The sequence below is a fragment of the Ensifer sp. GW821-FHT05G01 genome (assembly GCF_059419585.1).
Window position 1 is genome coordinate 66,513 of sequence record NZ_JBWKSC010000012.1, and the last position, 13,413, is coordinate 79,925.

Sequence of the window (13,413 nt, forward strand, 5' to 3'; positions counted from 1 at the left end):
TCAGCCGAGATAGGTGTGGGCGAGAATGTTGGAGAGCTCTTCCAGATCCCGCTCCAGCCTGTTGTAGACGCCAAGGTTCATTGCCTCCGGCGTCATGACCGCAAGGCCGGAGTGCAGGCGCATCGCCTCGCGATAGAAAGGCGACATCTGGCCGTTGACATAGGCGTTCGGCAGAAGCTCGACCTCGGTCTTGATCTCGTTCAGCTGGTAGAGCACCGAGCGCGGGTTGAGCGGATCGAGCGCCAGAAGGTCGGTCACGGTGAGGGCTGCCGTGTTGACATTGTAGCGCCGGCGGTGGGTCATGACGCTATCGCCGATTTCGAGCAGCATGTCGTAGGCGCCATCGGGCGCGTCGGGACCCGACATATGGCCAAGCAGCCGCGTCATGTGCAGGCCGCGCTCGATATAGCGGCCGATCGACAGGAAGCGCCAGCCGGTGAAGCGGTACATGTTTTCGTGCACGAGGCCGGCAAAGCCCGCAAGCTTGCGCAACAGCACGGTCATGGCGCGGGTGGCATCGTCACCCGACTGTACGGTCGCATGGAACTTGCGCGCCGTCTGCGACAGGTCGTTGAGCGCCAGCCATCCATCCGGCGAGAAACGATCGCGGATATTGCCGGCGCTGAAGAGCGCGCTGGAGATATTGGCAAGCAGGCTGTCGGGCACGGCCTGGCGGGTATCGATGTCGAGGGCCGCCAGGTAGTCGGTGACGTCCTGCAGCAGCGGCAGGCTCGGGTCGGCGGTCTCGGCAAAGCGGCCGTGCCAGGCGCGCAAGATGCGCAACGCCCCTTCGGCCCGCTCGATGTAGCGGCCGAGCCAGAACAGATTGTCGGCGGCCCGGCTCGGCAGGCTTCCCGGCATGTTGCGGGTGAAGCTTTCTTCGGCCGGCAGAAGCGTGGTGCGCTCGACCGGCCGGTCGCTGACGATCCAGACGTCGGCTGCCGTGCCGCCGGCCTGCATGGCGATGGCGGCAACGTCGTCGCCGGAACCGATGCGGGCAAAGCCGCCGGGCATGATCTGCCAGCCGTCGCGGGTGCGGGCGGCAAAGACGCGCAGGCTCATCGGGCGCGGCGTCAGGCGGCCGCGCACCCAGGCGGGCGTGGTCGACAGCGTCACGGCCTCCTGGCCGACAAGTTTTCCGCCCTCCGCATCGAGCCAGCCTGCGATCGATGCCGCGTCCCTTTCCGCCAGCGATGCGCCGAGCACCGACTGGCCATTGTCATCGAAGAAGGGGCGCGTGGCATAGGCCGGGCCGATGACCATGCGCTCGATACTGGCGGCGACCTCTGCCCTTTCGGATGTCTGGCCGCACCACCAGGTGGCGATCGACGGCAGCTTCTGGTCCTCGCCGAGCAGATGCCGGCAGATCGCCGGCATGAAGGCGAGGAAGGCGCGAGTCTCGACGATGCCGGAGCCGAGCGCGTTGACGATGGCGACGGACCCCGCCCTCAGCGCCTCGACGATCCCGGGCGTGCCGATATGCGAGGACTGGTTCAGCTCGAGCGGATCGGCAAAGGCGGCGTCGAGGCGCCGCCAGAGCACGCCCACGGGTTTGAGGCCCGCGACCGTGCGCACCATCACCCGTCCGCCGATAACCGTCAGGTCTTCGCCTTCCAAGAGCATGAAGCCGAGATAGCGGGCGATATAGGCATGTTCGAAATAGGTCTCGTTGGCGATCCCCGGCGAAAGCACGGCGATGCGATCGTCCGGATGCAGCTTGCGCGCCTGCAGCGTGTCGCGGAAGGCGCCGAAGAAGCCGGCAAGACGATGCACATGGGTTTCGGCGTAGAGATTGGAGAAGGCCCGGGTGGTGGCGACGCGGTTTTCGAGCGCGAAGCCGGCGCCGGACGGCGCCTCCGTGCGGTCCGAAAGCACCCACCAGTTGCCATCGGGTCCGCGGCCGATCTCGAAGGAGATGAACTGCAGGAAGTGCCCATCGGCCGGCTTGACGCCGACCAGCGGCCGGAGAAAATCGGGGTTGGAGGCGACCAGCGCCGGCGGCAACAGGCCCTCGCGCACCAGCCGGTTTTCGCCGTAGATGTCCGCAACCACCTTCTCCAGAAGCTCAGCGCGCTGGATCAGGCCCTGCGACACCGTCGCCCATTCATTCTCGTCGATCAGGACCGGGATATGCGACAGCGGCCAGCTTCTCTCCGAGCTGTCCTTGCCGCCATAGACCCGGTAGAAGACGCCGGCGTCGCGCAGGTATCGGTCAGCGCGCGCGAAGCGGTTGGCAAGGTCGGTTTCATCGAGGCGGCCAAGCGTCGAAAGCAGCCGTTGCCAGACGGGCCGCACATTGCCTTGTGCATCGAGCATCTCGTCGGCAATGCCGGGAAGGGCACGGTAGCCGAAGACCGGATCGTCATCGATGCCCAGCCGGTCTGCCGCTGCTGTCTGCTTCTTCGCCATTTACGCTCCTGGCGGACGCCTGAGATCAAGCGTCATCGGAAATTCCATCGACGGGCTTTCCGGATGAAGCAGGTAGCCTCCCGGGGTGTGGCCCCATGGCTCGAACCGCGCCAGTCGCCGCGCCTCTGCCTCGTTGCCGTTGACCGGAAATGTCTCGTAACTGCGCCCGCCCGGATGGGCGACGTGGTAGACGCATCCGCCAATCGCCCGATTCGACCATGTATCATAGATATCGAATGTAAGGGGAGTGTTGACAGGCAAAACCGGGTGAAGACCGGCGGCCGGTTGCCAGGCCTTGTAGCGGACGCCGGCAACCGCGCTGCCGTAGGCGCCGGCCTTGGCAAGAGGCACGGGACGACCATTGCAGGTCACCGTGTAGCGCTCGGGATTGGGCGTATCGAGCCTGACCTGCAGCCGCTCGACGGAGCTGTCGACATAACGCACGGTGCCGCCGATCGCTCCCTGTTCGCCCATGACATGCCACGGTTCCAGCGCCTGGCGGATTTCCAGCTTGCCGCCCTCGTATTCGACCTCGCCGCAGAAGGGGAAGCGAAACTCGAGCTGCGCTTCGAACCATTCCGGCCGGAGATCGAATCCGTGGGCGCGCAGGTCGGCAAGGACTTCCAGAAAATCCTGCCAGACGTGGTGCGGCAGCATGAAGCGGTCATGCAGCGCCGTGCCCCAGCGCACGAAGCTTCCATCGAGCGGATGCTTCCAGAACCGGGCGATCAGCGCACGCACCAGCAGCTGCTGGGCAAGCGACATGCGGGCATTGGGCGGCATCTCGAAGCCGCGAAACTCGACGAGGCCGAGCCTGCCGGTCGGTCCATCTGGTGAAAATAGCTTGTCGATGCAGATTTCCGCGCGGTGGGTGTTACCGGTGACGTCGACGAGCAGGTTGCGGAACAGCCTGTCGACCAGCCAGGGCAAGGGCGGCGGCGCTGCGGACCCCGGCAGCGGCACCTGCGCCAGCGCAATCTCCAGCTCGTAGAGCTGATCGTGGCGGGCCTCGTCGATGCGCGGCGCCTGGCTCGTCGGGCCTATGAACATGCCGGAAAACAGGTAGGAGAGTGAAGGGTGGCGCTGCCAATAGAGCACGATGCTCTTCAACAGGTCGGGCCGGCGCAGGAACGGGCTGTCATTGGGGTTGGCACCGCCGACGACGACGTGATTGCCGCCGCCAGTGCCGGTATGGCGACCGTCGATCATGAACTTGTCGGCGCCGAGCCGGCTTTGGCGGGCCTCCTCATAAACGGCCGTAGTGATGTCGACGCACTCCTGCCAGCTGGCGGCCGGATGGATGTTGACCTCGATCACACCGGGGTCGGGCGCGACGCGGATGACGTTGATGCGTTCGTCGTGCGGCGGCGCATAGCCTTCGATATGGAGCGGCAGGCCGAGGGCTGCGGCGGCGCGTTCGGTCGAGGCGATCAGGTCGAGATATTCCTCGATGCTGGTTGTCGGCGGCATGAAGACGCAAAGCCGGCCGTCGCGCGGCTCGACGCTGATGGCCGTGCGCACCAGCCCGGCGATCTCGTCGCGTGGCGCGGCCTGTGGTGTTTCCGGCGTTTCCGACGCCTGGAAGCGCGAATGCTGCGGGCGCGCGCTGGTTTCGGCGAAATCCGGCAGGTCGTCGCGCGGAACGGTCGGGTCAACAGGATGGATGTAGGGATAGGCCGATGGAGCGACATAAGGCAGGGCGCCGAGCGGCAGGCGGTAACCGACGGGGCTGTCTCCGGGCACGAGGAAGATGCGGCCGCGGCGCGTCTGCCACTTCTCGCTCATCCAGCGCACGCCGGTTGCGCGCGCATTCCAGGCCTGCACCGGCAGCACGTAGCCGGTCGGTGCCGTCAGGCCGCGCTCGAACACGCGGGCCATGCGGCTGCGCTCCTCGGGGTCCTTCAGCTTGGAATTGGCCGGATCGACATTGTCGGGAAGGTTCGCCTCCTTGAGCAGCCAGTCGGCCGGATCCTCGAAGGCCGGCACGACCATCTCGGCGGGCACGTTCAATTCAGTTGCCACCACATGGAGCAGACGTTCTGCATCCTCTGCCGTCACATCGTGTCGCCCGTTCTCCTCGGCGATGAGATCGGGTTGACGCCAGATCGGCACGCCGTCCTTGCGCCAGTAGAGCGAGAAGGTCCATCGTGGCAGGCTTTCGCCCGGATACCACTTGCCCTGGCCGTAATGCAGGAAACCGCCGGGGGCGAAACGTTCGCGCAGCCGGCGGATGAGGATATCCGCCTTCTCGCGCTTGGTCGGCCCGACGGCCTCGGTGTTCCACTCCTCGGCCTCAAAGTCGTCGATCGAGACGAAGGTCGGCTCGCCACCCATCGTCAGACGCACGTCGTTTTCCAGCAGCACCTGGTCGACATGATTGCCGAGCGCGTTCAACGCTTCCCAGCTTTCGTCGGAGAACGGCTTGGTGATGCGCGGATGTTCGGCGACGCGCGAGACCTTCATGTCGAAGGCGAAGTCGGTGCGGGTCTCGGGATCGCCGAAGAAGCCGCCGGAAATCGGGGCGGCATTGCGGTAATGCGGCGTTGCGGCAAGCGGAATGTGGCTTTCGCCGGTCAGAAGGCCGGAGGTCGGGTCAAGGCCGACCCAGCCGGCGCCCGGCAGGTAGACCTCGGCCCAGGCGTGCAGATCGGTGAAATCGTGTTCGGTGCCGGAGGGACCGTCGAGCGCCTTGAGGTCGGGCGCCAGCTGAATGAGGTAGCCCGAGACGAAGCGGGCGGCATAACCCAGATTGCGCAGGATCTGGACCAACAACCAGCTCGAATCGCGGCACGATCCCCTGGCCGAGGTGAGCGTCTCCTCGGGCAGCTGGACGCCGGGCTCCATGCGGATGACATAGCCGACTTCCTGCTGGAGCCGGGCATTGAGGCCGACGACCATATCGATGGTGCGCTGCCTCGAGCGATCGACCAACGCCATGAACGAGGACAGCGCCGGGCCCATCGGTTCCGGTGTCATGTAGATCTTCAGATCGTCGATCAGGTCCTCAGTATAGGCAAAGGGCCAGTGTTCGGATTCTTCCTCGATGAAGAAGTCGAAGGGGTTGTAGACGGTCATGTCGGCGACCAGATCGACTTCGATCTTCAGCTCCGTGACCGGCTCTGGGAAAACATAACGGGCGAGGTAGTTGCCGTAGGGATCCTGCTGGAGATTGACGAAGTGATTGGCCGGAGAAACCTTCAGTGAGTGACTGATGACCTTGGTCTTGGAATGGGCCGCCGGTTTCAATCTTATGATCTGCGGTGAGAGCCGGATCGGGCGGTCATAGGTATAGTGGGTCAGGTGGTAGATACTGGCCTTGATCGACATACCGGATTTTATCCCCTTGATGGCAGGTCTGATACCAACCTGCGCCGATATTGACCTCTTGCGTGGGACCGTCTGCGGTCAGCCGGCAAGGAGCATACCGCAGAGCGATGCATTGGCATCAGTCGAGGATTGCGACGCTGCCGGTGGCCGACAGACGGCCCACCCGAAGGGCCGGGCGCTTTTGGCCCCCGGACAGCGTCGACAATCCTCACCGGACCGCTTGGGTCCGCTTCCGGTTCTCTCCTTGCCGAAAACCAAAATCGCTCCGGCGCAAGAGGTCAATATCGGCGCAGGTTGGTATTGCGCGCCATTCCCGGGAAGTTTGTGCAATGCGAAGAGAGAAAGCAAGCGCGAAAGACGGCGCCGGATTTCTCCGGCGCGTCTGTCGTCAGGGCCGGTAGATCAAACCGCCGGCGGGTTCAGGCGGGCAAAGCCTTCCTGCAGGTGGTAGGGGAAATGGGGGTATGCGGGTGTCTTGCCGCTGGCCTTGTCCAGCCGGCCGATCTGCTCTGCCGTCAGCGACCAGCCGACAGCGCCCAGGTTCTGGCGCAGTTGCTCTTCGTTGCGGGCGCCGATGATGACGCTCGATACCGTCGGGCGCTGCAGCAGCCAGTTGATGGCGATCTGCGGAATGGTCCTGCCGGTCTCGCCGGCCAGTTCGTCGAGCACGTCGACGATATCGTAGAGCGTGTCGTCATCAACAGGCGGACCAAACGAGGCCGTATCGTGCAGGCGGCTTCCTTCCGGCCAGGGCTGGCCGCGCCGGATCTTGCCGGTGAGGCGGCCCCAGCCGAGCGGGCTCCAGACGAGCGCGCCGACACCCTGATCGAGCCCAAGCGGCATCAGTTCCCATTCATAATCGCGCCCGACCAGCGAATAGTAGACCTGATGGGCGACGTAGCGCGGGTAGCCGTGTTTTTCCGCCGCGGCGAGCGACTTCATCAGCTGCCAGCCGGCGAAATTGGAAACCCCGACATAGCGCAGTTTGCCGGCGCGCACCAAGGTATCGAGTGTCGAAAGCACCTCCTCGACCGGCGTGCCGGCATCGAAGGCGTGCAGCTGCATGAGGTCGATATGGTCGGTGCCGAGGCGGCGCAGGGCATCGTCGACGCCCTTGATCAACCGGGAACGCGAAGAGCCGGCGTCGTTCGGGCCATCACCCATTGGCAAGGACATCTTGGTTGATATCAGCACGTCGTTGCGCCGTCCCTTGATGGCCGCGCCGAGCACCTCTTCGGAGGCGCCGTCGGAGTAGACATCGGCCGTGTCGAACAGATTGACGCCGGCCTCGATGCAGATGTCGACGAGACGGCGTGCCTCGGCATTGTCGCTGTTGCCCCAGGCGCTGAAGAGCGGGCCCTTGCCGCCGAACGTACCGGCGCCGAAACTGAGCGCCGGAACCTTCAATCCTGATGATCCAAGCCTTCTGTATTCCATCATTCGAACTCCTCGTTGCGGTCATGCCTGTGTCGGCTAGAGGAAGGTGGTGTCTGCGTCATTTGAGAGGTAGACCATTTGCAGGAACATCATTTGTGAGTTGAAGTCACATGTCTCGAAACGCGATCAACCGCTCCGGCGAAATGGCTGTCTTCGTCAGGGCTGTCGAACTCGGCGGTTTCTCGGCGGCGGCGCGCGAATGCTGCATGACGCCGTCGGCGGTGAGCAAGCTGGTGCAGCGGCTGGAAGAGCGGCTCGGCGTCCGATTGATCAACCGCTCGACGCGGCAATTGCAGCTGACGGCCGAGGGGTGTGCCTTTCACGAGCGGGCGGCCCGCATTCTCGCCGATATCGATGACGCGGAGAGACAGGCGGCCGCAGGCGATGTGCCGGCCGGGCGTGTGCGCATCAATGCCAGCGCTTCCTTTTCCACCCATGTGCTGATGCCGCTGCTGCCGGAATTGTTGAGCGCATACCCGGATCTTTCCGTCGATATCATCCAGACCGACGCCGTCGTCGACCTGATGGCGGAGCGCGTCGACATCGCGATCCGTGCGGGGCCGCTGAAGGCTTCCAGGCTGATTGCGCGCAAGCTCGGCAGCACGTCGATGACCATCGTCGGCGCGCCATCCTACTTGGCGCGTTGCGGCGAACCCGGTAGCCTTGACGAGCTGACGGCGCACAATCGCCTGAGCCTCAGCTACGCCAGGGCCGTCGACGGGTGGCCGCTCTTGTCCAATGGTGAAACGATTTTGCTGCCGCCGAGTGAAAAGGTGCGCGTCAGTGACGGGGAAGGATTGCGCCGCCTGGTGCTTGCTGGCGTCGGACTGGCAAGGATGGCGACCTTTACGGTTCGCGACGACATCGATGCCGGCCGGCTGGTGCCGCTTGTCGAACATCTCAATCCGGGGGATCGAGAAACCTTCCATGCGGTGTTTCAAGGCCAGGGTGGCGCGCTGCCATCGCGCGTCAGGGTGATGCTCGACTTTCTGGCGGGGCGGGCACGGCTTTCCGACTGATGATGAGGCGGGAGTCCAGGGCTAGCCGCAAACGCGATTGCGACCTGCGGATTTGGCGCGGTAGAGTTCGGTGTCGGCGCTTTCGATCAGGCCTTTCCAGCCCGGATTGGCGTCGGCGCCTGCAACGCCGAAGCTTGCGGTGACGTTCAGTTCCCGGCCATCGGCAAGGGTGATCGGCGCGCGCGCCAGGTTCGACCGGATGCGCTCAGCGAGGGCACGGGCTGCCTCGAGATCGTCGCCAGGGGTGATGACGGCAAACTCCTCGCCGCCAAAACGCGCCACCAGATCAGACGAGCGCACGGAATAGCGAATGATGCGGGCGGTCTCCTTCAAGACGATATCGCCGACGAGATGGCCGTGCGTGTCGTTGATCTGCTTGAAGTGGTCGATATCCATGAGGATGAGACAGGCGTTCTTGTCGCTGCCTGCCGCGTCCTCGGCGCCGCCGATGAGTTCCAGCGCGCGACGGTTGAGCAGGCCCGTCAATTCATCCGTTTCGGCCTGGCGTTCGAGATGTTTCATCAGCAGCGTGCGCTCGTCGAGCCTCACGCGCAGCACGTCGATCGCATCGAAGAGCCGCCCCATTTCGCCTTCGCCACCCCTGCCGCTCAATCGGGCGATCGGGCGGTCGTTGGCAAGTTCGATGATGCTGTGGCGTGCGAGCAGCAGCGGCTCGAACACCAGCGATCGTGCGCGACGCATGAGGATGAGAAGGACGATGAACAAGGCGAATGTTGCCGTGCTGGCGATCGTGAGCTTTATCGAGGCCTGCGTCTTGCTGCTGGCGAGCCGCTCTACCGTTGCATCCATGAAGTCGCGGCGAAGGATTTCGAGCGGCTTCATTTTCGGAACGTAGCGGTCGGTGAATTGCTCTGCCGTCATCGGGTAGTGTCCGGTATGGCGGCCAACCGACACCACTCTGTCGATGATCGCAAAACCTTCGCCGAAGAACTCGTGTTCGATGGCGGCAATATCGGCGATGTTCTTCGGCTTCAGCCCCGGCAGCGCACCCGGCCGGCCGACGACAGACCAGATTTCCTGCAGGCGGCCGCGGGTTCGCTCGCTGTCGGCGATGTTCCTGGCTTCCAGCGGCTTTCCGACCGCCACCGGAGCCATGAGCTGGGAGGCAAGGCGGCCCCCGTCCTCGCGCAGATTGGCCAGCATATGGGCGGCGATGGCGATGCCGGCCAGATCGGGATCGGTGTTGGTCAGACGCTGGATGTTCCAGTCGAAGGCGGGGCGCATCGCGTCGATCACCGCGAACATGCCCTCGATCGCCAATTGGATTTCCTTGAGGTCGCGGCGTTCCGGCGGCAGGGCGGCGATACGGTCGATTTCGGCACGGGCGATGACAAGGCGGCGCTGGACTTCCGCCAGGATGGGGGAGAGTGCCGCTGCCGGCTCCGACCGGCTGCCATCGGTTGCGCCGGCCATGATCTCGGAGAGGGCCGCGTCGCTGCGCGACCTGAACTCGGCAAGGCGTGTCTGAACCGGGCCAGTGGCGACGCCGATGCCCATGACCCCGTTCGACGGTCCGCGCTCGGCCGACAGATAGGTCGCCGTGTCGAGAACACGGCAGAACGCCATGACTTCCACAAGGTTGCGTCGGGCGATGACGAAGTCGGAATAGGATGCGGCAATGATCTCGGTTGCCAGCACACCCGTGCAGGCCACCACGATACCAATCAGCCACTGCAACTTGCGGCGAAGCAGCTTGGCCGAGCGAATGTCGCCAACGCTCTTGCGGCCCTCTAGCTCATTGTCGGTGTGATTGGTCATTTGCGCGAAGTTGGTCCACCAATGCACCGGCTATCGTACCGGAGGTCGCGACAATTCCTTGCCGCGGAGAACGAATGCTTTCCGCGATCAGTGATACGTGCCGCAGTACTATCGCATAAGGTGTTAAATATCCTTGAAATGCCCTAAAATACCAGGGGTAAAACTGCAACTGAGGGATGCGCGCGGCGCAGGGCATGCGCAATTGGAAAAACTGTACCGACGAATGGTGCGGCTTGACCTGCCCGGGCCGTATCGGCGGGTGCCGGGCAGATCCATTCCAACGGCGTTCAGCCTCGCTGGCCGACCAGGGCGAAGAGGGCGCCTTGCGGGTCGAGCGCCTGGACGATCCAGGCGCCGCCCGGTACTTCCATCGGCTCAAGCACGATCTTGCCACCGCCGGACTTGATGCGCTCGATCGCCGTGTCGAGCGCTGGAACGCTGATGTAGTAGAGCCAGTAGGGTGAAGGGATATCCTTCGGCTTGGTCATCATGCCACCGGCCTGGGCGCCGTCGATGGCAAAGATCTGATAGATGCCCATCTCGCCCATATCCATGGCCTGGTCCTTCGTCCAGCCGAAAGCCCCGGCATAGAAGGGGAAGGCTGTGTCGAGGTCGCCGGACATCAGTTCGTGCCAGCCGATCTGGCCGGGAGCCATCGGGTCGACAGCCGGTGGGGGATCACCGATCCCGCTGAACAGGGAGAAGACCGCTCCATGCGGGTCGGTGGCGATGGCGAAGCGGCCGATGCCGGGGATGTCGTCGGGCGCACGGTGGATCTTGCCGCCCTTGGCAGCAACGTCCGCCGCCGCGGCATCGACATCGTCGACGCCGATGTAGCCGAGCCAGGCGGGCGGCACGTTCATCTCGAGTGCGCCTTCGGGCATGGTCATCAGCCCTGCGACCTGCTGCTCGCCTTTCGTAAACAGGGTATAGTTCACGCCCGGCATGCCGGCGTCGCGGGCGTCCCATCCGACGACATCCTTGTAGAAGGTTTCCGCCGCATTGGTGTCGGTCGTCATCAGTTCGTACCAGACGAATTTGCCGTGATGGCCTGCCATCTTCTGTCCTCCGGTTGCAAAGTGGGATTCTGCGCTGACCGAGGCCAATGCGCCCCGAGTGATGTGTTCGAAATTCGCTGTCAGATGCGGGTGTATTGCGCCGTCATCAGTTCCTTCCAGGTCCCGTCGTCCCTCCTGACATGGGCTGTCAGCAGCCGTCGGGATTGGTCGACAAGGGTTATTGCGTCGCGATATCTGGCCTGCTTTCCCGGGACATCGAAGTCCGGGCCATCGCAGTAAAGAGACAGCGTCCGCCCGTCGGGTTCAAGCTCGCCGTCATAGATCCACATGTGGTTCATCATCGAACCGACCCAGGTCCCGACGAAGCGACCGGATTGGGGCGTGTATCCGAGGGTCATCAAGCTCTGGCCGAAATTGCCGTCCGGCATCGTGCCGCGCCCTTCGCAGACCGTCCAGAGACCTTCGAGGCTGCGAACATGTTCGGTCCAGGGGGTGCCTTTCGCCGGCGCATCCGGCGTGTGTACCTGCCAATCGCCGAGCAATTGCTCAAGCCAGCGATGGGCCTCCTCCGGCTCCGCTTTCATCGATGTTTCCCTTCCGACGGCGACTTGCCATTCGATCTGAGATGCACGTCAAGGGTACAGGCGATTAGAAACGCACCCGACGACGAAAGGTTCCATCGTCGGGTGCGCTGCCTTGGGAGGCTTAACCGGCCTTGCGTCGAGGGGCATCTTCATATTCGTCGTGGCGACGCACGAACCCTTGCGTGCCATCCTCGTTTCGTCCCTTTGGCGCGCGGTCGAGAAGCATCAGCGTGCCGACCATTTCCTCGAGCCCGCGGGCATAGGTGGAGTAGGTATGGTAGACGCTGCCGTCGTCGGTCTTCTGGAAAGCACTGAGGCCGGGCAGTTCCTCGTGCGCATTGGCGCTTTCCAATTCGGTGAAGTTGTAGACGACCTTGCCTAAAGCGAGTTCGGCCTGAGTGAACGCGACGTGAAAGTCGCTGTTGAAGCCGTTGCCCTCGGCCGAAACCCAGGGGAAATGCCAGCCCATGCGTTTCCTGTAGGCTTCGAGCTTGGAAAGCGGCGCATTGGAGGCGGCGATCAACGTGACGTCGTGGTGATTGAGGTGCGGCAGCATGCCGTCGAAATGATCGACGAGGAACGAGCAGCCGGGGCACCCGGCTTCCCAGGTCGGGCCGAACATGAAGTGATAGACGACGAGCTGGCTGCGTCCGTCGAACAGGTCCGCCAGTGATTTTGGGCCGTTCGGTGTGTCGAAGATGTAGGACTTTTCCATCTTCACCCAGGGCAAAGCGAGGCGCGCCGCGTTGACCTTGTCTCTCAGGTGGGTGTGTTCTTTTTCCAGATCCAGAAGCGCCCTGCGCGCTTTCAGCCATTCACGCGGCGATACGACTGCATGATCCTGTCTCATGCCCGTTCCTCCTTCCAACGTTGCACTTGACTATTTACGTTGATATCAACATTAATCGATCATGTCAAAATCGCCCGTCATTCCGTTCGAGACCACAGGGTTCGTGAAGGACACATGCCTGTGCCTGCATGTCCAACGCGCGGCCCGCGCGATCGCCCGCCAGTTCGACGAGGCCCTGCGACCGCTCGATATCACCAACGGGCAGTTTTCCCTGCTGATGTCGCTCAATCGCCCTGTCCCGCCGAACATGCGTGCCGTGGCTTCGCTGCTTGCCATGGATCGTACGACGCTGACGGCGGCGCTGAAACCGCTGGAGCGGCGCGGGCTCGTCGAGGTTTTCGCCGACGAAGACGACCGGCGGTCGCGCAGGTTGCGGTTGACGCCAGAGGGCGAGCAGCTTCTGGCACGGGCCGTTCCGATCTGGAAGGCGACCCACGCGGTCGTCGACGAGAGGCTGGGACAGGATGGGCCGGCGCGTTTGCGTGCCGACCTACTACAGATCGCCTGAAGCCGAGCCAGCGCTCCAGACCGTCGTCGGGCGATCCCGCAGCATGGCGATGGCTTCGCCGATCAATGCGGTTGCCTGCTGCAGTCGCTCCTCTCCGAGTTCTGCGCCGAAGGCATCTGCCCAGACGGCCTGCCTGGCCTTGATTTCATCCAGCACCTCTTCGCCGCGCGGCGTCGGCACCATCAGCTTGGCACGCTGGTGCGCCGGATTGTCGCCGTAGGCGATCAACCCCTCGCTTTCCAACAGATCGGCGATCCGCTGAACGCCTTGACGGGCAAGGCCAAGCGCGCGTGCGGCGTCGGCGACTGACATCGGCGCGTGGTTTGCTGCCGCCAGCACCTGCCAGCGCGCACTGGTCTGGCCGGAGGGTCTGGCGAGTACGTCGCCGGCCGCGGTCAATGGGCCGGCCAGACGTAGCACCGAGATGGCGAACTCAGCGAAGGCGTCGCCGGCGGGAGTGCGAAGGGGATCGTTCATGTTG

At 63.9% G+C, this 13,413-nt stretch carries 10 protein-coding genes; 2 read left to right on the plus strand and 8 right to left on the minus strand.

Features of this window, described 5'->3' with window-relative positions:
* The 3 genes from AC07UR_RS25445 to AC07UR_RS25455 all read right to left on the minus strand — a co-directional run bounded on the left by AC07UR_RS25445 (position 1) and on the right by AC07UR_RS25455 (position 7,173).
* Positions 1-2,409 carry a circularly permuted type 2 ATP-grasp protein gene (locus AC07UR_RS25445; protein ID WP_209791549.1) on the minus strand — a complete coding sequence of 803 codons (2,409 nt, stop codon included), beginning with the start codon at positions 2,407-2,409 and terminating at the stop codon, positions 1-3.
* Complete coding sequence (locus AC07UR_RS25450) at positions 2,410-5,736, minus strand: transglutaminase family protein (RefSeq protein ID WP_209791551.1); 3,327 nt, start codon at positions 5,734-5,736, stop codon at positions 2,410-2,412.
* A gap of 402 nt (positions 5,737-6,138) precedes the next feature.
* Entirely contained in the window at positions 6,139-7,173 is a 1,035-nt protein-coding gene (locus tag AC07UR_RS25455) for an aldo/keto reductase (protein WP_209791744.1), read from the minus strand.
* A gap of 110 nt (positions 7,174-7,283) precedes the next feature.
* Here AC07UR_RS25455 and AC07UR_RS25460 point away from each other — a divergent pair, with 110 nt between their 5' ends.
* Positions 7,284-8,192, plus strand: a complete 909-nt coding sequence (locus AC07UR_RS25460; protein ID WP_209791553.1) for a LysR family transcriptional regulator — start codon at positions 7,284-7,286, stop codon at positions 8,190-8,192.
* A gap of 21 nt (positions 8,193-8,213) precedes the next feature.
* Here the strand turns inward: AC07UR_RS25460 and AC07UR_RS25465 are convergent, their stop codons facing one another.
* The 4 genes from AC07UR_RS25465 to AC07UR_RS25480 form a co-directional block, all read right to left on the minus strand.
* The gene (locus tag AC07UR_RS25465; protein WP_494700210.1) at positions 8,214-9,971 is read right to left on the minus strand and encodes a GGDEF domain-containing protein; all 1,758 of its coding nucleotides are present in this window, start codon (positions 9,969-9,971) and stop codon (positions 8,214-8,216) included.
* A 287-nt stretch (positions 9,972-10,258) separates the two neighbouring features.
* Positions 10,259-11,029 (minus strand): VOC family protein, encoded by a 771-nt coding sequence (locus AC07UR_RS25470; protein ID WP_209791556.1) that lies wholly within the window; start codon positions 11,027-11,029, stop codon positions 10,259-10,261.
* 80 nt (positions 11,030-11,109) lie between these two features.
* Positions 11,110-11,574 (minus strand): DUF1579 domain-containing protein, encoded by a 465-nt coding sequence (locus AC07UR_RS25475; RefSeq protein WP_173423667.1) that lies wholly within the window; start codon positions 11,572-11,574, stop codon positions 11,110-11,112.
* 121 nt (positions 11,575-11,695) lie between these two features.
* A complete protein-coding gene (locus AC07UR_RS25480) occupies positions 11,696-12,424 on the minus strand; it encodes a DUF899 domain-containing protein (RefSeq protein ID WP_209791558.1) in 729 nt (242 codons plus the stop codon).
* 61 nt (positions 12,425-12,485) lie between these two features.
* On the opposite strand from AC07UR_RS25480, the gene AC07UR_RS25485 reads away from it, so the two are divergent.
* On the plus strand, positions 12,486-12,932 hold the full coding sequence (locus AC07UR_RS25485; RefSeq protein ID WP_209791560.1) for a MarR family winged helix-turn-helix transcriptional regulator: 447 nt from the start codon (positions 12,486-12,488) through the stop codon (positions 12,930-12,932).
* Here AC07UR_RS25485 and AC07UR_RS25490 read toward each other — a convergent pair.
* Positions 12,918-13,409 carry a MarR family winged helix-turn-helix transcriptional regulator gene (locus tag AC07UR_RS25490; protein ID WP_209791562.1) on the minus strand — a complete coding sequence of 164 codons (492 nt, stop codon included), beginning with the start codon at positions 13,407-13,409 and terminating at the stop codon, positions 12,918-12,920. The genes AC07UR_RS25485 and AC07UR_RS25490 overlap by 15 nt on opposite strands.
* Between the last annotated feature and the right edge of the window lie 4 nt (positions 13,410-13,413).

Bases quoted from the DNA above. Each gene is read 5' to 3' on its own strand.
- AC07UR_RS25445 (WP_209791549.1), bottom strand. From the start codon at position 2,409: ATGGCGAAGAAGCAGACAGCAGCGGCAGACCGGCTGGGCATCGATGAC.
- AC07UR_RS25450 (WP_209791551.1), bottom strand. From the start codon at position 5,736: ATGTCGATCAAGGCCAGTATCTACCACCTGACCCACTATACCTATGAC.
- AC07UR_RS25455 (WP_209791744.1), bottom strand. From the start codon at position 7,173: ATGGAATACAGAAGGCTTGGATCATCAGGATTGAAGGTTCCGGCGCTC.
- AC07UR_RS25460 (WP_209791553.1), top strand. From the start codon at position 7,284: ATGTCTCGAAACGCGATCAACCGCTCCGGCGAAATGGCTGTCTTCGTC.
- AC07UR_RS25465 (WP_494700210.1), bottom strand. From the start codon at position 9,971: ATGACCAATCACACCGACAATGAGCTAGAGGGCCGCAAGAGCGTTGGC.
- AC07UR_RS25470 (WP_209791556.1), bottom strand. From the start codon at position 11,029: ATGGCAGGCCATCACGGCAAATTCGTCTGGTACGAACTGATGACGACC.
- AC07UR_RS25475 (WP_173423667.1), bottom strand. From the start codon at position 11,574: ATGAAAGCGGAGCCGGAGGAGGCCCATCGCTGGCTTGAGCAATTGCTC.
- AC07UR_RS25480 (WP_209791558.1), bottom strand. From the start codon at position 12,424: ATGAGACAGGATCATGCAGTCGTATCGCCGCGTGAATGGCTGAAAGCG.
- AC07UR_RS25485 (WP_209791560.1), top strand. From the start codon at position 12,486: ATGTCAAAATCGCCCGTCATTCCGTTCGAGACCACAGGGTTCGTGAAG.
- AC07UR_RS25490 (WP_209791562.1), bottom strand. From the start codon at position 13,409: ATGAACGATCCCCTTCGCACTCCCGCCGGCGACGCCTTCGCTGAGTTC.